11 protein-coding genes and 4 pseudogenes are annotated in these 17,678 nt (G+C 71.3%); 9 read left to right on the top strand and 6 right to left on the bottom strand.

The genetic code is table 11. The features are described from left to right. Window positions 1–9: 9 nt before the first annotated feature. The gene (locus ACEXOX_RS33435) at window positions 10–861 is read right to left on the bottom strand and encodes a helix-turn-helix domain-containing protein (RefSeq protein ID WP_406524683.1); all 852 of its coding nucleotides are present in this window, start codon (window positions 859–861) and stop codon (window positions 10–12) included. Between the two features lie 127 nt (window positions 862–988). Here ACEXOX_RS33435 and ACEXOX_RS33430 point away from each other — a divergent pair, with 127 nt between their 5' ends. Then, window positions 989–1,288 (top strand): hypothetical protein, encoded by a 300-nt coding sequence (locus ACEXOX_RS33430; RefSeq protein WP_406524682.1) that lies wholly within the window; start codon window positions 989–991, stop codon window positions 1,286–1,288. A gap of 409 nt (window positions 1,289–1,697) precedes the next feature. On the opposite strand, the pseudogene gltX reads toward ACEXOX_RS33430, so the two are convergent. The 3 genes and pseudogenes from gltX to ACEXOX_RS33415 all read right to left on the bottom strand — a co-directional run bounded on the left by gltX (window position 1,698) and on the right by ACEXOX_RS33415 (window position 4,255). After that, window positions 1,698–3,175, bottom strand: a pseudogene (gltX, locus tag ACEXOX_RS33425) (glutamate--tRNA ligase). Further along, window positions 3,168–3,929 (bottom strand): fumarylacetoacetate hydrolase family protein, encoded by a 762-nt coding sequence (locus ACEXOX_RS33420; RefSeq protein ID WP_406524681.1) that lies wholly within the window; start codon window positions 3,927–3,929, stop codon window positions 3,168–3,170. The pseudogene gltX and the gene ACEXOX_RS33420 overlap by 8 nt, the downstream one beginning before the upstream one ends. 86 nt (window positions 3,930–4,015) lie before the next feature. Beyond that, entirely contained in the window at window positions 4,016–4,255 is a 240-nt protein-coding gene (locus tag ACEXOX_RS33415) for a hypothetical protein (protein WP_406524680.1), read from the bottom strand. Window positions 4,256–4,866: 611 nt separating this feature from the next. On the opposite strand from ACEXOX_RS33415, the pseudogene ACEXOX_RS33410 reads away from it, so the two are divergent. From ACEXOX_RS33410 to ACEXOX_RS33375, 8 genes and pseudogenes are all read left to right on the top strand, one after another. Further along, a pseudogene (locus ACEXOX_RS33410) lies at window positions 4,867–8,672 on the top strand (nitrate- and nitrite sensing domain-containing protein). A 9-nt stretch (window positions 8,673–8,681) separates the two neighbouring features. Next, on the top strand, window positions 8,682–9,095 hold the full coding sequence (locus ACEXOX_RS33405) for a roadblock/LC7 domain-containing protein (RefSeq protein WP_030018344.1): 414 nt from the start codon (window positions 8,682–8,684) through the stop codon (window positions 9,093–9,095). 96 nt (window positions 9,096–9,191) lie between these two features. Continuing rightward, window positions 9,192–9,602 carry a DUF742 domain-containing protein gene (locus tag ACEXOX_RS33400; RefSeq protein ID WP_030018343.1) on the top strand — a complete coding sequence of 137 codons (411 nt, stop codon included), beginning with the start codon at window positions 9,192–9,194 and terminating at the stop codon, window positions 9,600–9,602. After that, window positions 9,583–10,179 carry a GTP-binding protein gene (locus ACEXOX_RS33395; protein WP_406524679.1) on the top strand — a complete coding sequence of 199 codons (597 nt, stop codon included), beginning with the start codon at window positions 9,583–9,585 and terminating at the stop codon, window positions 10,177–10,179. The genes ACEXOX_RS33400 and ACEXOX_RS33395 overlap by 20 nt, the downstream gene beginning before the upstream one ends. A gap of 420 nt (window positions 10,180–10,599) precedes the next feature. Then, a pseudogene (locus tag ACEXOX_RS33390) lies at window positions 10,600–13,939 on the top strand (nitrate- and nitrite sensing domain-containing protein). 10 nt (window positions 13,940–13,949) lie between these two features. Beyond that, a complete protein-coding gene (locus ACEXOX_RS33385) occupies window positions 13,950–14,363 on the top strand; it encodes a roadblock/LC7 domain-containing protein (RefSeq protein ID WP_018087204.1) in 414 nt (137 codons plus the stop codon). Window positions 14,364–14,447: 84 nt separating this feature from the next. Further along, window positions 14,448–15,083 (top strand): DUF742 domain-containing protein, encoded by a 636-nt coding sequence (locus tag ACEXOX_RS33380; protein ID WP_406524678.1) that lies wholly within the window; start codon window positions 14,448–14,450, stop codon window positions 15,081–15,083. Further along, entirely contained in the window at window positions 15,064–15,642 is a 579-nt protein-coding gene (locus ACEXOX_RS33375; protein ID WP_361794393.1) for an ATP/GTP-binding protein, read from the top strand. Before ACEXOX_RS33380 ends, ACEXOX_RS33375 begins: the two co-directional genes overlap by 20 nt. Window positions 15,643–15,718: 76 nt before the next feature. On the opposite strand, the gene ACEXOX_RS33370 is transcribed toward ACEXOX_RS33375, so the two are convergent. Beyond that, the gene (locus tag ACEXOX_RS33370; protein ID WP_406526552.1) at window positions 15,719–16,132 is read right to left on the bottom strand and encodes a DAK2 domain-containing protein; all 414 of its coding nucleotides are present in this window, start codon (window positions 16,130–16,132) and stop codon (window positions 15,719–15,721) included. A 119-nt stretch (window positions 16,133–16,251) separates the two neighbouring features. Further along, a pseudogene (locus ACEXOX_RS33365) lies at window positions 16,252–17,490 on the bottom strand (dihydroxyacetone kinase family protein); the annotation flags it as partial. Window positions 17,491–17,678: the final 188 nt, after the last annotated feature.

Below are 17,678 nucleotides of genomic sequence, written 5' to 3'. Positions count from 1 at the left end.
CTGCCCTTCTCAGATGTTCTTGGCGATTCGGCGAATGAAGTCGCGACTCTTCCCTTGCGGAAGCGCGACCTCTTCCATTCGGTCCAACACTGCGCGGTAGCGCTCAAGTTGCGCCTCCGCGGTGAGGTGTTCGCAGCCGTGGTCCGCATCCAGAGCGACCGTGCTGAGCTGCGGGATTGGGCCAGCCGCGTAGGTGATCGGCTGCCCGACGGCGGGGAAGTCGTTCGCGCCGAAGGGGATGACCAGGACGGACACATTGGGCCGCTCACTCATCTCGACCAGGTAGAGAAGTTGCTGTCGAGAGATGTCGGCACCGGCATACTCCAGTCTCAGTGCCGCCTCGTGGATCACAGCGGTGTACGGCTTCGGCGGATCGTCGTACAGAACCGCCTGTCGCTTCATGCGGAAGGTCGCCCGATGCTCTACTTCATGAGGGCGGAGCGTGGGTACACGGCGCCGGAACATGGCCCGCGCGTGCTCGGAAGTCTGTAGAAGCCCCGGCATCGACGCGACCACTGCCACACGGATCGCGGAAGCGTGGTGTTCGAACTCCGCCACTTCGACAACAGATGCGGGCAGTAGCTCCCGGTACTCGTCCCACCAGCCCCGCTCACGGCGCCCCGTCATGGACACCAAAGCCTCGACCAAATCACCGTCGTCGCAGGAGTAGCCACGCGCCATCGCACGCACACGGTCGGCGCTAACTCCATGCCGACCAGCCTCGATCATGCTCATGCGTGCTTGCTGGATACCGATCATTGCAGCGGCGTCCGTCGAACTCACGCCCGCTCGTTCACGCAGTCGACGCAGTTCGATCCCCAGCCGACGCTGTCGCAGCGTGGGCGGTCCAGTTGCAGCCACAGATCGCTCTCCTCTATCCCTCACACGAGTGAAATACGGATACCTTCCGCCGATTCCGCATAGACCTATGCGCTTTCAGATATAGCTATACCAGACGCCAACTCCGCTAACAGCTAGGAGACTTCACATGGCCACCGTATCCCCACCCCAGCCCCTCCCCGACCCACCCAACGGCTTCGCCCAAGAGGTCCAGGAGCTGGTCGACGCCACCGCGCCCCGCCTCTTCGCCGTCGTCGAGGAGTACGGCATCGGCGGGTTCCGGGACGCTCGGGTCGCCGCCTGGGGGCTCGCCTACGAGGACGGGCGGGCGGATGTCGCCGCCGTGGACAGCGGCTTCCGGATGTCGGTGGCGGCGCCGGAACGCGCGGCCCGGTTCGTGTCGATGCGGCCGGGGAGTCTCGGGAGCGTCGTATGGCCGGGGGCGTGAGGGCGTCGGCCATGGACAGAGAGACCGAAGTGGATCGGGACGCCTGCGAGCGGACTCCGGACGCGATCCGTACGGCGTTGCAGCGGCGCCCGGACTGGCTCCAGTGCTTCGAGCAGGACTGGCTCAGCGCGGCGGCGGAATTCGACCGTGCGGAGCTGGACCGGGTGGTCGACAAGTGGTTCCCCTTCGCTTGCGCGTGCGCGACGCCCGGCTACCTGGATCAGGTGGAGCAGATGGCCAAGCGCCTGGCGGAGGGGACACGGAAGGCATGGTCTTCCGGGACGCCGAGGGCAACGCGTACGACGCCGAGAACCGTCTCATCGAGGTCGGCAGCCACCCATGAAGCACGAAGGGGCGACCACCGTCACCCGGTGGCCGCCCCTTCGGCGTACGACATGAAACCTTCGCGTTACGCGCCCAGCTTCGCCAGTGCCGCGTCGATGCGCGCCAGCGTCCGCTCCTTGCCCAGGATTTCCAGGGACTCGAACAGGGGCAGGCCGACCGTGCGGCCCGTGACGGCCACGCGGACCGGGGCCTGGGCCTTGCCGAGCTTGAGGCCGTGGGCCTCGCCGGCGGCCAGGACGGCCTCCTTGAGGGAGTCGGGGCTGGACCAGTCGGCGCCGGTCAGCTTCTCGCGGGCCGTGGTGAGCAGGGCCACCGGGTCGCCCTTCATCGCCTTGGTCCAGGACGCCTCGTCCTCGACCGGCTCCTTGCGGAAGAGGAAGTCGACGTTGGCGGTGATGTCGGAGAGGACCGTGAGGCGGGTCTGCGCGTGCGGCGCGATGGCCTGCCAGGCCGCCTCGTCGAAGTCGGCCGGGTCCCAGTTGGCGTGGGGGGCCTGGAGCCAGGGGCGGCAGGCCTCGGCGAAGGCCTTCACGTCCAGGCGGCGGATGTGGTCGGCGTTGATCGCCTCGGCCTTCTTCAGGTCGAAGCGGGCCGGGTTGGCGTTGACGTCGGCGATGTCGAAGGCCGCGACCATCTCGTCGATGCTGAAGACGTCCTGGTCGGCGGAGAAGGACCAGCCGAGGAGGGAGAGGTAGTTCAGGAGGCCCTCGGGGAGGAAGCCTCGCTCGCGGTACAGGTTCAGGGATGCCTGCGGGTCGCGCTTGGAGAGCTTCTTGTTGCCCTCGCCCATGACGTAGGGGAGGTGACCGAAGTGGGGGACGTACTTGGCGACGCCCAGTTCGATCAGGGCCTTGTAGAGGGCCACCTGGCGGGGCGTGGAGGAGAGCAGGTCCTCGCCGCGCAGGACGTGGGTGATCTCCATCAGGGCGTCGTCGACGGGGTTGACGAGCGTGTAGAGGGGGCACCGTTGGCACGGAGGATGCCGTAGTCCGGGACGTTCTCCGGGGTGAAGGTCAGCTCGCCGCGGACCAGGTCCGTGAAGGTGATCGGCTCGTCCGGCATCCGGAAGCGGACGATCGGCTCGCGGCCCTCGGCCTCGTACGCGGTGATCTCGTCGGCCGTCAGGGCGCGGCACTTGCCGTCGTACCCGGAGGGCTTGCCGGCGGCGCGGGCGGCCTCGCGGCGGGCGTCCAGCTCCTCGGTGGAGCAGTAGCACTTGTACGCGTGGCCGGCGTCCAGCAGTTTCTGCGCGATCTCCTTGTAGAGGTCCATGCGCTGCGACTGCCGGTACGGCGCGTGGGGGCCGCCGGTCTCGGGGCCCTCGTCCCAGTCCAGGCCCAGCCAGCGCATCGAGTCGAGCAGCTGGTTGTAGGACTCCTCGGAGTCGCGGGCCGCGTCGGTGTCCTCGATGCGGAAGACCATGGTGCCCTGCGTGTGGCGGGCGTAGGCCCAGTTGAACAGGGCGGTGCGGACCAGGCCCACGTGGGGGTTGCCGGTCGGGGAGGGACAGAAACGGACGCGGACGGGGGTCGCGTTAGCCACGCTTGATCACCTTGTTGGTGAGAGTGCCGATGCCTTCGATGTGGACGGCGACCTCGTCGCCGTCCTGGAGGGGGCCGACCCCGGCCGGGGTGCCCGTGAGGACGACGTCGCCGGGGAGCAGCGTCATCGCCTCGGTGATGTGCACGATCAGGTCCTCGACGGAGCGGACCATCTCGCTGGTGCGGCCGAGCTGGCGCTGTTCGCCGTTGACGGTGCACATGATGGTCAGGTCGCCGGGGTCCAGCTCCGTCTCGACCCAGGGGCCGAGCGGGCAGGAGGTGTCGAAGCCCTTGGCCCGCGCCCACTGCGCCTCGCGCTTCTGCACGTCGCGCGCGGTGATGTCGTTGGCGCAGGTGTAGCCGAGGATCACGTCCTTGGCGCGCTCGCGGGGGACCTCGCGGCACATGCGGCCGATGACGACGGCGAGCTCCGCCTCGTGGTGCACCTCCTGGGAGAAGGAGGGGTACACGACGGGGTCGCCGGGGCCGACCACCGAGGTGGAGGGCTTGAAGAAGGTGACCGGCACGTCCGGGACCTCGTTGCCCAGCTCGCGCGCGTGTTCGGCGTAGTTGCGGCCGACCGCGACGACCTTGTTGGGCAGGACCGGGGGCAGCAGGCGGACCTTGTCGAGGGGGACCTTGTGACCCGAGCGCTCGAATTCCGCGAAGGGGTGTCCCTTGATGACGTCGATGTCGTCGCCGTCGAGGACGCCGAAGCCGACGTTGCCGTCGATGGAGAATCTGGCGATGCGCACGGGTTGCCGCTGCCCCTCATAGATCACTGGCCGGAGTTGACACTCCAGGCTATCGCGGGGGCGCGGCGGGCCCGCTTGCCCCGGGGTCAGACGGCCGTGTCCTGGGCGGGCACGGTCTGCGCGGCGGCGGCCTGCGCGGGGACGGTCTGCGGCGCGGGGGCGTCCATGAGGACGGTGCGGCGGGGGTTGGCGGTCTGGGTGGGCAGCTCGACGGCGTGCTCCGGGGCCTCGGCCGCGGCGCCCTGGAGGTCGTCGGCGTCCTTGAGGTGGGCGAGGGTGGTGCGCCGCGGGTTGGCTATGTTGCGGAACATCATCGTGGTCTTCACTGCTTCATGCCTCGCGTGGGGTCGGGGAGCAAGGCCGCCGCCCCGCGTCCGGAGGGTTGCGGCCTTGTCGTTTCGGGCAACTGTGTAAAGCGTCAGGCTATGCGCGCTATTCCCTGCGCGACTCCGGGAAAGTCGACACGCGGCCTGTGAGTTTGCTCACGAAGTGTGTGACAAATGCCGCATTTCTCATGATCAACATCCAGGGGCGAAACGGACATTGCTGGATTGAAGCCCATGTTCCGCTCCCGATCACCGCACCTGGGACAGGAGGTGCCCGCGAGCGACTCGCGGGCATTAGTCCGTTATCGACAGCGTCACTCTCTACGTGTTGTGACGTGTTCCGTACATTGCGTCACGCGTGTCACAGGGGACGGCACCGCCCTTGTTGGAGATCCGGCACTGTGCTGGAATTCCACGGACCGCCGCAGGTTTCAGCCGGACGGCGCGCAGGGGGCGCAGCAAAGCGCCGCGCGGTGGTGCCGCTCTCTCGGCCAGAGAGGGCAGCTCGCCGGTCACTCACGACCGCCACACGGGGGCCGCGGTCCCCTACGACTCGACAACCGTCCCGCCGTTCACGCGGAGGGACGCCTGGTCCAGAGGTTGCGACGCTAGTGCAGGGACGTTTCAAGAGGGACGGGTCTCCCCAGGCCCGCCAGGGCCAAGGGGAAGCTGCGGCGGACCCGGAGCTGCGCGGCGGAAGCGACCGCGCCGCCTCGCCCCAGCATGGCCAGGGCCCCGGCCCGGCGGCCGGGGTGACTCCGCCGACGGCGCCTCGCCCAAGCCGTCGAAGGGCGCCAAGGAGCCGAGCGGCACCGGCGCGCGAATAGCCATGCGCAACTGGCGCATCAGCACCCGTCTGGTCTCCCTGCTGGCGCTCCCCGTCATCGCCGCGACCACGCTGGGCGGCATGCGCATCAACACGTCGCTGGAGAACATCGACCAGCTCGACAAGATGCAGCTGCTCACCGAGATGACGCGGCAGGCCACCGAGCTGGCCGACGCCCTCCAGACGGAGCGGGACAAGTCGGCGGGTCCGATCGCCGGTACCGGCAACGTCAAGGACGACGCCAGCGTCGTCGCCCCGCGTGAGTCGACCGACCGGGCCAAGCAGGCGTTCAACAAGGCCACCGGTGACGTCCAGCGCGACGACCCGACGATGGCCGGCGTGCAGGCGACCCTGCTGGACATCGGGCGCCAGCTGAACACCCTCAACGAGATCCGCAACAACGCGTACAAGGACGGCGACAACGCCGCCCGTACGGTCAGCAGCTACAACCAGCTGATCACCTCGCTGCTCGCGCTGTCCCAGGACATGGCGCAGGCGACCAGCAACCCGGAGATGATCCGCAGCACCCGTGCGCTCGCGGCGTTCTCCTCCGCCAAGGAATACGCGTCGATGCAGCGCGCGCTGGTCAGTGCCGGCCTCGCGCACAAGGGCAGCCCGCAGCTGTCCTCCAACGACCGGCTGGCCGGCCGTACCGCCGAGGACAACGAGAAGGCGGCCCGCGACCGCTTCTCGCAGATCTACACCGGCGCCACCGACCTCACCAAGGGTCTGGACGGCAACAACGACGACATCAAGGCGGCCGTCGCCTTCGCGCACCGCGCCTTCGCCAGCGACGGCGGTATCCACAGCGAGGACTACAAGTACCTCGACTGGTACGACACGGACACCGTCAAGATCGACGAGATGGGCCGTATCGAGAGCTCGCTGCTCTCGCAGATGGAGCAGAAGTCCCGCGAGCTGCGCAACGAGGCGACCCAGGAGGCGATCCTCAGCGGTGCGCTGATCCTGCTGGTCCTCGGCATCTCGCTGGTCGGCGCGTTCGTCGTGTCCCGGTCCATGGTGCGCTCGCTGCGCCGTCTTCAGGACACCGCGCAGAAGGTCTCCCAGGAGCGCCTGCCCGAGCTGGTCAAGCAGCTGTCCGAGGCGGACCCGCAGGACGTGGACACCTCCGTGGAGTCCGTCGGCGTGCACAGCCGGGACGAGATCGGCAAGGTGGCCGCGGCCTTCGACGACGTGCACCGCGAAGCCGTCCGCCTGGCGTCCGAGCAGGCGCTGCTGCGGGGCAACGTCAACGCGATGTTCACCAACCTCTCGCGCCGCAGCCAGGGCCTCATCCAGCGCCAGCTCTCGCTCATCTCCGAACTGGAGTCCCGCGAGGCCGACCCGGACCAGCTGTCCTCGCTGTTCAAGCTGGACCACCTCGCGACCCGTATGCGCCGTAACGGTGAGAACCTCCTCGTCCTCGCGGGCGAGGAGCCGGGCCGCCGCTGGACGCGCCCGGTCCCGCTGGTCGACGTGCTGCGCGCCGCCGCGTCCGAGGTGGAGCAGTACGAGCGCATCGAACTGAGCGCCGTACCGCAGACCGAGGTCGCCGGCCGGGTCGTCAACGACCTCGTGCACCTGCTCGCCGAGCTGCTGGAGAACGCGACCTCGTTCTCCTCCCCGCAGACCAAGGTCAAGGTCACCGGTCACGCGCTGCCCGACGGCCGCGTGCTGGTCGAGATCCACGACACCGGTATCGGCCTGTCCCCCGAGGACCTGTCCGCGATCAACGAGCGGCTGGCCAGCCCGCCTACGGTGGACGTCTCGGTCTCCCGCCGCATGGGTCTGTTCGTGGTCGGCCGCCTGTCGCTGCGGCACGGCATCCGCATCCAGCTGCGGCCGTCCGACTCGGGCGGTACGACAGCACTGGTCATGCTGCCGGTCGACGTCGCCCAGGGCGGCAAGAAGCCGCAGCCGGGCGGCAAGGGCGGGCCGGGTGCCGGTGCCGTCGAAGGCGCCCCCGCGCCCCACACCCCGAACGCCTCCGCCAACCGCCTCGCCGGTCTCCAGCCGCGCGGCCAGGTCGGCGCGGGCGGCGTGCGTCCGGCGCTGCCGGGCCGCGGCGGTCCGGGCGGTCCGGGTGCCGGTGCGTTCGGCGCGCCGGCCGGCCGTACGGGCAACCCGTCCGCCGGGCCCTCCAGGAGCACCCCGAACACCGGTCAGCTGAGCGACGGGCGTCCGGCGCTGCCGACCCGTGGCGCGTCGGCCGGTGCGAACACGGGCGCCGGTGCCGGTGACACCTCGCAGATGCCGACGGTCGCTCCCCCGACGGGCGCGCCCCGCCGTGACGAGCGCGCGGAGCTGCCGCAGCGCGGCCCGGCCGGTGAGCTGACCGGCGGCGCGGACGCCACCGGCGGCCCGTCGCAGCCGAACACCACGAGCTGGGGTGCCCGCCGTGAGCGCGGCGCCTCGGACGACTGGCCGATGACGCCCCGCCAGGAGCAGGACCGCCCGCGCGGCCACGAGGAGCCGGAGACCACCGGCGGCTTCGCCCGCCCGGCGGCCGGCGGCCCCGGTGACACGGCGGAGTTCGCCCGTCCCGACTTCGACGCCCCGCCGCCCGGCGCGGACGGCGGCCGGACCGGCCGCGGCCCCGGCGACACCGGCGAGTTCGCCCGCCCGGACGCCTTCGGTTCGGGCGCGCCGCAGCGCGACGACCAGGCGACCGGTCAGTACGAGCTGCCCGCCGACCTGCGCGGCGAGTCGCCGCAGGGTCCCGGCGAGACCGGGCAGTTCGCCCGCCCGGACACCGGGCACGGCGGCTTCGGCGAGTACGGCGACACCGCGTACGGGGCCAACGGCCAGGACGCGGCCGCGGGCAGCGTCTTCGAGGGCGGCGGTGCCTTCGAGGGCGGCAATGCCTTCGGCGGCGCGTCGCAGCAGGGTGCCGGCACCACCGGCGAGTTCGCCCTCCCCGCCGACCTGCGGGACGGGTCGCAGCAGGGCACCGGCGAGTTCGCGGTGCCGCCGCAGGAGCGGCAGCGCCAGGACGGCGGCTCCGGTGACCTGCTCGGCGGCGGTTCGCCCGCCGGTCCCGGTGACGGCCGTACGCCGATCTTCGACACCATCGAGTCCAACTGGTTCAACCACCCGGCGTCCGGTGCGGCCTCGGTGCCGCAGCAGGCCACCGACGAGCCCACGGCCCCGTCGGCCGAGCACTCCGAGGCGCCGCCGCTGCCGCGCCGCGAGCCCGGCGCGGCGGCGGGCGGCGCGTCCGCCGGCGCGTCCGGCCCCGGCCTCCTGGGCGGCGCCTCCGACGACGACCGCGGGCCGGGCCAGCAGGGCCAGTGGCGTGCCTCGCCCAACGACGAGCGCTGGCGGCAGGCGGAGCAGATCCGCCAGCCCGCCGCGGGCGGCGTCACCACCTCCGGCCTGCCCCGCCGGGTGCCGCGCGCCAACCTGGTCGCCGGCACCGCGCAGCAGCAGTCCCACCAGACCGGTCCGCAGGTCTCGCGTGCGCCCGACGACGTGCGCGGCCGTCTGACCAATCTTCGTCGGGGTATCCAGCAAGGCCGTTACCGGGCCGAGGAGAACGCCTCCACCGGCAACCACGGCATTGTCGACCCCACTCACCAGCAGGAGCGTTAGTTGAGTCCGATGAGCCAGGCGGCGCAGAATCTGAACTGGTTGATCACCAACTTCGTGGACAACACCCCTGGTGTGTCCCACACGGTGGTGGTCTCCGCGGACGGACTGCTCCTCGCCATGTCCGACGGCTTTCCCCGCGACCGCGCCGACCAGTTGGCGGCGGTGGCCTCGGGGCTGACCTCGCTGACCTCCGGTGCGTCCCGCATCTTCGAGGGCGGCGTGGTCAACCAGACCGTGGTGGAGATGGAGCGCGGCTTCCTCTTCATCATGTCCGTCTCCGACGGATCGTCGCTGGCCGTACTGGCGCACCCGGAGTGCGACATCGGCCTCGTCGGTTACGAGATGGCCCTGCTGGTCGACCGCGCGGGCACCGTGCTGACGCCCGACCTGCGCGCCGAACTCCAGGGCAGCCTGCTGCACTGAGTCCCGCCGAACGTCACGACCCGACCCACCGACCACCGTGCCGCACCCCCACCGGCCCAACCCGACGACAGTCAGTTGTCCCGTCCGGAGGACCCCATGACCCCGCCACCTGCCTCGCCCGGCCCGTACGGCGCCTACAGCCAAGCGCCGTACGGGGGCGAAGGTGACCAGCCGCTGGTCCGCCCGTACGCCATGACCGGGGGACGGACCCGGCCGCGCTACCAGCTCGCCATCGAGGCACTGGTCAGCACGACCGCCGACCCGTCCCAGCTGCCCGGCCTGCTGCCGGAGCACCAGCGCATCTGCCATCTGACCCGCGAGGTGAAGTCGGTCGCCGAGATCTCGGCGCTGCTGCACATCCCGCTGGGCGTGGCCCGGATCCTGGTCGCGGACCTGGCGGAGGCCGGCATGGTGGCGATCCACCAGCCGGGCGGCAGTGGCGAGGCCGGCGGTACGCCCGACGTGACGCTGCTGGAAAGGGTGCTCAGTGGACTTCGCAAGCTCTGACGGCGCCGCGGCCGCCGCTCAGGGCGGCAGATCCACCACCTCGGCGAAGATCGTGGTGGCGGGCGGCTTCGGCGTGGGCAAGACCACGTTCGTCGGAGCCGTCTCGGAGATCAACCCGCTGCGTACGGAGGCCGTGATGACCTCCGCCTCGGCGGGGATCGACGACCTGAGCCACGTCCAGGACAAGACCACCACCACGGTGGCGATGGACTTCGGCCGCATCACCCTGGACCAGGACCTGATCCTGTACCTCTTCGGTACGCCCGGACAGGACCGCTTCTGGTTCATGTGGGACGACCTGGTCCGCGGCGCCATCGGCGCGGTCGTCCTGGTCGACACCCGGCGTCTCGCCGACTGCTTCGCCGCGGTCGACTACTTCGAGAACAGCGGCCTGCCCTTCGTCATCGCCCTCAACGGCTTCGACGGACACCAGCCGTACACGCCGGAAGAAGTCCGCGAGGCCCTCCAGATCGGACCCGACGCACCGATCATCACCACCGACGCCCGCCACCGCAGCGAAGCCAAGAGCGCCCTCATCACGCTGGTCGAGCACGCTCTCATGGCCCGCCTGAAGTGACGCCGGCAGGCCGCCCCGCCCGAAAGTAAGGTGTCCGGGGCGACGAGAGACCTTTCCGGTGCCGTGCGGCGCCGGAAAGGCACAGGCCGGCGGGGGTTCCCGTGCGGCGCCGGTGGATCTGTGTCCTTGGCCACGCCGCCGGCCGCGTTCATAACGTTTCGACAGAGAATTCCTCCGCCGCCGACACCCGGCGCGCACACGCGGCTCCGCTGCGCTCACATTTCTCCCGCCTTTTGCCGCCCCTCGCCCTTAACGCCCCTTTTATCTGACGCGCTCAGCGCGCTGCCACCCCTTTGCCCAGTGTTTGGAACGCACGGTCCTGACGTGCTGAAATTCGCTGAACTCCGGAGTAGTAACGCCCTGAAGAAAACGGCACAGCGCAAAAGGGTGCGGTGCCGGCGCCGAGAGGTTGTTGGTCGAGTGAGGCGAAGCAAGTCGGGCCCCGAGCCGCAGGAACCGCGGCGGGGCAACTTCACGCCACCGTCGCACAGCGCGGCACCGGCCGTCGGCACGTCCGAGAGCCCGGCCGCCACCGTCCCCGTGAGCGGCGGGCGTTTCTCGCCGCGCAACTGGCGGGTGGCCACCCGCCTCAACGCGATCCTGCTCATCCCCGTACTCGTCGCCCTGGTCTTCGGCGGCCTGCGCGTGAACAACTCCGTCGAGACCTGGCAGGAGGCCCAGGACGCCGAGGCCACCGCCAAGCTGGTACGCGCCGCGGCGGCCTACAGCCACGCCATCATCGACGAGCGCGACCGCACGGCCGAGCCGCTGCTGGCCGGCAAGCGGGACGATCCCGCGGTGAGCGAGGCCCGGGGGCCACCGACACCGCGGCCGACGCGTTCCACGCCGCGGTCGAGGAGATGCCCGCCAAGGAGGGCCTCAAGCGCCGCCTCGCCGCCTTCCAGAAGGTCGAGCCCGGCCTGACGAAGCTGCGCGAGGCCGCGTACACGCCGCAGCTGACCGGCGTACGCACCGAAGAGGGCTACGTCGCCATCCAGCACCCGCTGATGGAGTTCGCCAACGAGCTGGGCCTGGGCACCGGCAACATCACCTCCTACGGCCGTACGGTCTACGCCGTCTCGCTGGCCAAGGCCGCCGAGTCGCTCACCCGCTCCATCGGTACGCACCTGCTGGTCGACCCCGCGTCCCCGCAGGGCGGCAAGGACCACAAGAAGCAGCTGTCCGCGTTCGCCTCGTACAAGTACCTGGAGAACATCGCCATCGGCGAGTACACCTCCGGCGGTACCCCCGAGGACGTGCAGCGGCTCAAGAACGACGCCGCCGCGCTCAAGAAGAAGAGCGAGGAGGCGGCCGCCAAGGCGCGGCAGCAGGCGGAGACCGCCGGCCGGCAGTTCAAGGCGCCGCCGTCCTTCGACGCGATGGTCACCGCCATCGGCTCCGGCGCCTCGCCGCAGCAGCTCGCCGCGCAGGGCATCACCCCGGAGACCTGGTTCGCCGCGGCCACCGGCAGCTTCGACATGTACCGCGCCATCGAGAAGGACCTCGCGGACAAGGCCGTCGAGGAGGCCGCCCAGATCTCCTCCGACGCCCGGCAGTCCACCTTCACCGACTCCGCGATCGTGATCGCCGCGCTGGTCGTCGCCTTCCTGGTGGCCGGCATGATGGCCCGCCGGATGAGCCGCAACATGCGCCAGCTGCGCACCGCGGCCTTCAGCATCGCCGAGCAGCGGCTGCCCACCCTGGTCGACCAGCTCTCCCGTACGGACCCGGGCCGTGTCGACACCCGTGTGCAGCCCATCCCGATCCACACCACCGACGAGATCGGCGAGGTCGCCCGCGCCTTCGACCAGGTGCACCGCGAGGCCGTCCGGCTCGCCGCCGAACAGGCGCTGCTGCGCGGCAACGTCAACGCGATCTTCACCAACCTCTCGCAGCGCAACCAGGGCCTGATCGAACGTCAGCTCACCTTGATCACCGAGCTGGAGAACAACGAGGCCGACCCGGACCAGCTGGAGAGCCTCTTCCGGATGGACCACCTGGCCACCCGTATGCGGCGCAACGGCGAGAACCTCCTCATCCTCGCGGGCGAGGAGCCGGGCCGCCGCTGGAACCAGCCGGTGCCGCTGATCGACGTACTGCGCGCGGCGACGTCCGAGGTCGAGTCGTACGAGCGGATAGAACTGTCCGGCGTGCCGGACGGCGACATCCACGGCACCGCCGTGACCGACCTCGTGCACCTGCTCTCCGAGCTGCTGGAGAACGCCACCACGTTCTCCTCGCCGCAGACCAAGGTGCGGGTCGCCGCCACCCGGCTGCCGGACGGCCGCGTCATGATCGAGATCCACGACAAGGGCATCGGGCTCACCCCGAGGACTTCGCGGACATCAACCACAAGCTGGCCAACCCGCCGACCGTGGACGCCTCGGTCTCCCAGCGGATGGGCCTGTTCGTGGTCGGCCGGCTCGCCGACCGGCACGGCATCCGCGTCCAGCTGCGCCCCTCCGGCGAGCAGGCCGGCACCACCTCCCTCGTCATGCTCCCCGAGCCCATCACGCACGGCGGTGGCGGCGAGGAGGAGGGCGGTTACGACGACGACTTCACCGTCTCCCGCATCGTGCCCGAGCACCAGCAGGGCGCGTACGAGAGCGACGGCCGGTCCGCCGCCGAGCTGGGCTTCGACGAGCTGGGCCTGAGCCACGGGCAGCACGGCGGCGCCTCGCGGCTCGACCCGGTCAACCGCTCGCTGATGCGCGAGGAGCGCCGGGCGGCGCTGGAGGCGCAGGCCGGCGGCGCGGACGCACAGCCGCACCACCCGGCGCAGGACCCGCACCACCCCGCGCAGACGCCGGACCCGTACCAGGACCCGTCGGCGCCGCTGTTCCAGGACCCGGGGCAGTTCCAGGACCCGGCGCAGTTCCAGGACCCGGGGCAGTTCCAGGATCCGGGGCAGTTCCAGAACCCGGGTCCGTTCCAGAACCCGGGGCAGTTCCAGGACCCGGCCCAGTTCCAGGATCCGGCCCAGCAGTCCGGCGCGGGTTACGGGGACCACCCGGGCCAGGCATATGCGGAACCGGCGCAGGGCGCCTACGGCGACACGTCGCCGCAGGGCCAGGGACTTGCCGAAGTCGGTTACGGCGAGGGCGTCGGCCAGCAGTCGTACGCTCCGTTCGAGTCGCGGCCGCAGGACGGCGGGCCCGAAAACGGAGCGCACACCGGCTACTTCGGCGGGCAACCGGAATCCGACCGGAATCAGCGGCCCGCTCCCGCGGACGGTCCGGAACGCGTAGCATTCGACCGACCGGACCCCACTCCGGACGACACACCGCCGCTGACCGACGCCGGCCTTCCGCGCCGCGGAGCCGCCGGCAAGCCGCAGGCTCCGCAGCAGCAGTGGCAGCCGTTCGAGGAGGCGTCCTCCAGGCCCCGTGCCCAGGAGGAACCGGCGGCCGCCCCCCAGGGGAACGCGCCGGAGCCCGGTACGGACGACTCCGAGTGGCGCTCGGCCAACGACGAGCGCTGGCAGCGGGCGGAGCGGCTGCGTGAGCCGAAGGCGGGCGGAGTCACCTCCTCCGGTCTGCCCCGGCGGGTGCCCAAGGCCAACCTGGTCGAGGGCACCGCGGAGCAGAGCCCGCAGGGCGGCCCGCAGGTCTCCCGCGCTCCGGAGGACGTCCGGGGCCGGCTGAGCAACCTGCGGCGCGGGGTCCAGCAGGGACGCAACGTGGGCACGGACCACCCGGAGGTCCCCCAGAATGACCAACAGGGCTTCGGCCCCGGCAGCACCTACGATCAGGAGCGTTAGTGTGAGCCCGATGAGCCAGGCGGCGCAGAACCTGAACTGGTTGATCACCAACTTCGTGGACAACACCCCCGGTGTGTCCCACACGGTCGTGGTCTCCGCGGACGGTCTCCTCCTCGCCATGTCCGAGGGCTTCCCTCGGGACAGAGCCGATCAGTTGGCGGCGGTGGCCTCCGGCCTCACCTCGCTGACCTCCGGCGCCTCCCGCATCTTCGAAGGCGGGAGTGTCAATCAGACCGTGGTGGAGATGGAGCGCGGCTTCCTCTTCATCATGTCCGTCTCCGACGGATCGTCGCTGGCCGTACTGGCGCACCCGGAGTGCGACATCGGCCTCGTCGGTTACGAGATGGCCCTGCTGGTCGACCGCGCGGGCACCGTGCTGACGCCCGACCTGCGCGCGGAACTGCAGGGCAGCCTTCTCAACTAGCAGACAGGCAGTGCGTTTCCCGCCACCGCGCCATAGGGTGCGGTGGCGCGACCGGCGTCAGAATGGCAAGTTGAAGGAGGAGACGTGGCAACGCCCCCGAGCGGATACCCGTACGGTCCCGGACAGCAGTCCGGGCCCCAGGGCGAGCACCATCACAACCGCTTCAACTTTCCTTCCGCGCCCAGCCGCCGGCAGCAGCGGCCGTCCCAGCCGCCGCAGTCACGGCAGCCCTACCAGCAGCAGCCCTACCAGCAGCAGCCGTACGACTCCCGGCAGCCGTACGAGCCGTCGCCGTACGACCGGCCGCGGGCGCCCCGCGTCCAGCCGGCGCAGTCCCAGCGGCGCGCGCCCGGCCCGTCGGGTCCCACCGGGGGCGCGCACAACCCGCTCGTGCGCCCGTACGCGATGACCGGAGGCCGGACCCGGCCGCGCTACCAGCTCGCCATCGAGGCACTGGTCAGCACGACCGCCGACCCGGCCAGGCTGCAGGGCCAACTGCCGGAGCACCAGCGCATCTGCCACCTCTGCCGCGAGATCAAGTCAGTGGCCGAGATCTCGGCCCTTCTCTCCATCCCCCTCGGCGTCGCCCGAATCCTCGTCGCCGACCTGGCCGAGGCCGGACTCGTCGCCATCCATCAGCCCGGCGGGGACGAGACCGCCGGCGGACAGCCAGATGTGACACTGCTCGAAAGGGTGCTCAGTGGACTTCGCAAGCTCTAGCGGTGCAGCCCGCTCCACCACCTCCGCGAAGATCGTGGTGGCGGGCGGCTTCGGCGTGGGCAAGACCACGTTCGTCGGGGCCGTCTCAGAGATCAACCCGCTGCGCACCGAAGCCGTGATGACCTCGGCGTCGGCCGGCATCGACGACCTCACGCACGCGCCGGACAAGACCACGACGACCGTGGCGATGGACTTCGGCCGCATCACCCTGGACCAGGACCTGATCCTGTACCTCTTCGGTACGCCCGGACAGGACCGCTTCTGGTTCATGTGGGACGACCTGGTCCGCGGCGCCATCGGCGCGGTCGTCCTGGTCGACACCCGGCGTCTCGCCGACTGTTTCCCGGCGGTCGACTACTTCGAGAACAGCGGCCTGCCCTTCGTCATCGCCCTCAACGGCTTCGACGGACACCAGCCCTACACGCCGGAAGAGGTCCGCGAGGCCCTCCAGATCGGACCCGACGCACCGATCATCACCACCGACGCCCGCCACCGCAGCGAGGCCAAGAGCGCCCTGATCACCCTGGTCGAGCACGCTCTCATGGCCCGCCTGCGCTGACCGGCCCGGCCCACGGCGACCACGCGCGAAGCCCCCGTACCTCTCGGTGCGGGGGCTTCGCGCTGCGAGGGGCGGGCTACCGGTTCAGGTGGACGGCGGTGGCGGTGAGCAGCAGCGCCAGCGAGGTCGCTCCCGGGTCCGGGTGGCCGTGGCCCAGCGGCCCCATCCGGGCGGCGCGGCCGCGGGACGGGGTGAGGCCGGCGGTGGCGGCCGCGGCGCGGGTGGCGGACTGGGCGGCCGCCTTCCAGGCGCCGGGCAGGGGCTCGCCGACGCGGGCGTGGAGTTCGGCGCGGAACGGGTCCAGCGCGTCGAGCATGGTCTTGTCCCCGACCCGGGCGCCGCCCAGTTCCGACAGGGCCCGCTGGGCGGCGTCGGCGGCGTCCGCGAGCAGGGCGGTGGAGTAGCCGTCGGCGCGGGTGAGGACGGCGCCGGTCTCGGCGAGCAGCGTGCCGTACAGGGCGCCGGACGCGCCGCCCGAGGCGTCGGCCAGGGCGAGGCCGGCGGCGAGCAGCGCGGTGCCGGCCGAGCGGGGGCGGCGGGCGGCCCCGGTTCGGCCGCGCGGGCCGCGCCGACGGCGGCGCGCAGGCCCCGGACGATGCCGATGCCGTGGTCGCCGTCCCCGGCGACGGCGTCCAGGCGGCCCAGTTCGTCCTCGTGGGCGGCGATCAGGTCGAGGGCGGCCTGGAGGGCCGCGGTGGCGGGGAGGTCGGTGGCGGGGGTGCTGGTGGCGGCCGACGGTGTGGCGGCGGTGGTGGCCTGCGCGGGTACGGACGGGCGGAGGTCGGCGGCCTGCGGGTGCTCGCCCGGGAGGCTGCGGAAGGCGGGGGTGTCGCAGGGCGCGTCGTAGAGCGCGGCGAGTTCGTCGTCCAGGAGCATGACGGACAGAGAGACGCCCGCCATGTCGAAGGACGTGACGAACTCGCCGACCTCCGGGCGGTGCGGGCGCAGTCCGGCGGCGCGCAGGCGGCGGTTGACCTGCCGGTAGACGACGAACATCTCCTCGTACTTGGTGCGGCCCAGGCCGTTGAGGAGGACGGCGGCCCGGCCGTCACTCCCGGCGGGCGGCTCGGGAAGCTCCTGGAGGAGGTTGTCGACCAGCGCGTCGGCGAGTTCGGCGGCGGTGAGGTGGCGGGTGGTGCGCAGGCCGGGTTCGCCGTGTATGCCCATGCCGAGTTCGGTGGTGCCCGCGTCGACGGTGAACAGCGGTTCGCCGGCGCCCGGGAGCGTACAGCCGGCGAACGCGGCGCCGAAGGTGCGGGTCATCGCGTTGGCGTGCTCGGCCGCGCGGGCGACGGCCGCCAGGTCGTCGCCGCGTTCGGCGGCCGCGCCGGCCACCTTGAAGACGAAGAAGTCGCCGGCCACCCCGCGCCGGTCGCGGGACGGGTCGGCCTCCCGGCCCGCGACGGGCGGCGGCCCGCTGGCGACGTCGTCGGTGACCAGGACCGTACGGACGTCGACGCCTTCGGCGGCCAGACGGCGCGCGGCGAGGCCGAAGTGCATGACGTCCCCGGCGTAGTTGCCGTAGCTGAAGAGGACACCGGCGCCGCCGTCCGCGGCGCGTGCGGTGCGGTAGACCTGTTCGGCGCTGGGGCTGGCGAAGACGTCGCCGACGGCCGCCGCGTCGGCGAGGCCGGGGCCGACGAGTCCGGCGAAGGCGGGGTAGTGGCCGGAACCGCCGCCGATGACGACCGCGACCTTGCCGGGGCGCGGCGCGTGCCGTCCGACCACCCCGAACGTGTCCGGGACCCGGCGCACCGTGCGGGCGTAGGCGTCGGCCAGGCCCTCCAGCCAGTCCTCGCGGAAGGTTCCGGGGTCGTGGCCGGGGCCGGCTGCGGGGGTGGTGGTCATCGGGCTCACTCCTTTGTTTCGTCCCTGTTGGATTTAACACCCGGATCACATATCCGTCACCCCTTCTGGCGTAAATGACGGCCCAAGGTGCGCGAAAGACGCCTGAGGAAAGCCTGCATCACATCTTGCATGTGAAGTTCACAGGATTCATGCTGCTCGCATCACACCACACGCGCCGCCGGTGCGCC

It is taken from the genome of Streptomyces sp. Ac-502, assembly GCF_045222935.1.
Classification (GTDB): domain Bacteria; phylum Actinomycetota; class Actinomycetes; order Streptomycetales; family Streptomycetaceae; genus Streptomyces; species Streptomyces monomycini.
Note: the sequence above shows the minus strand (reverse complement) of the source record. Positions and strands in the feature narration are given on the sequence as shown.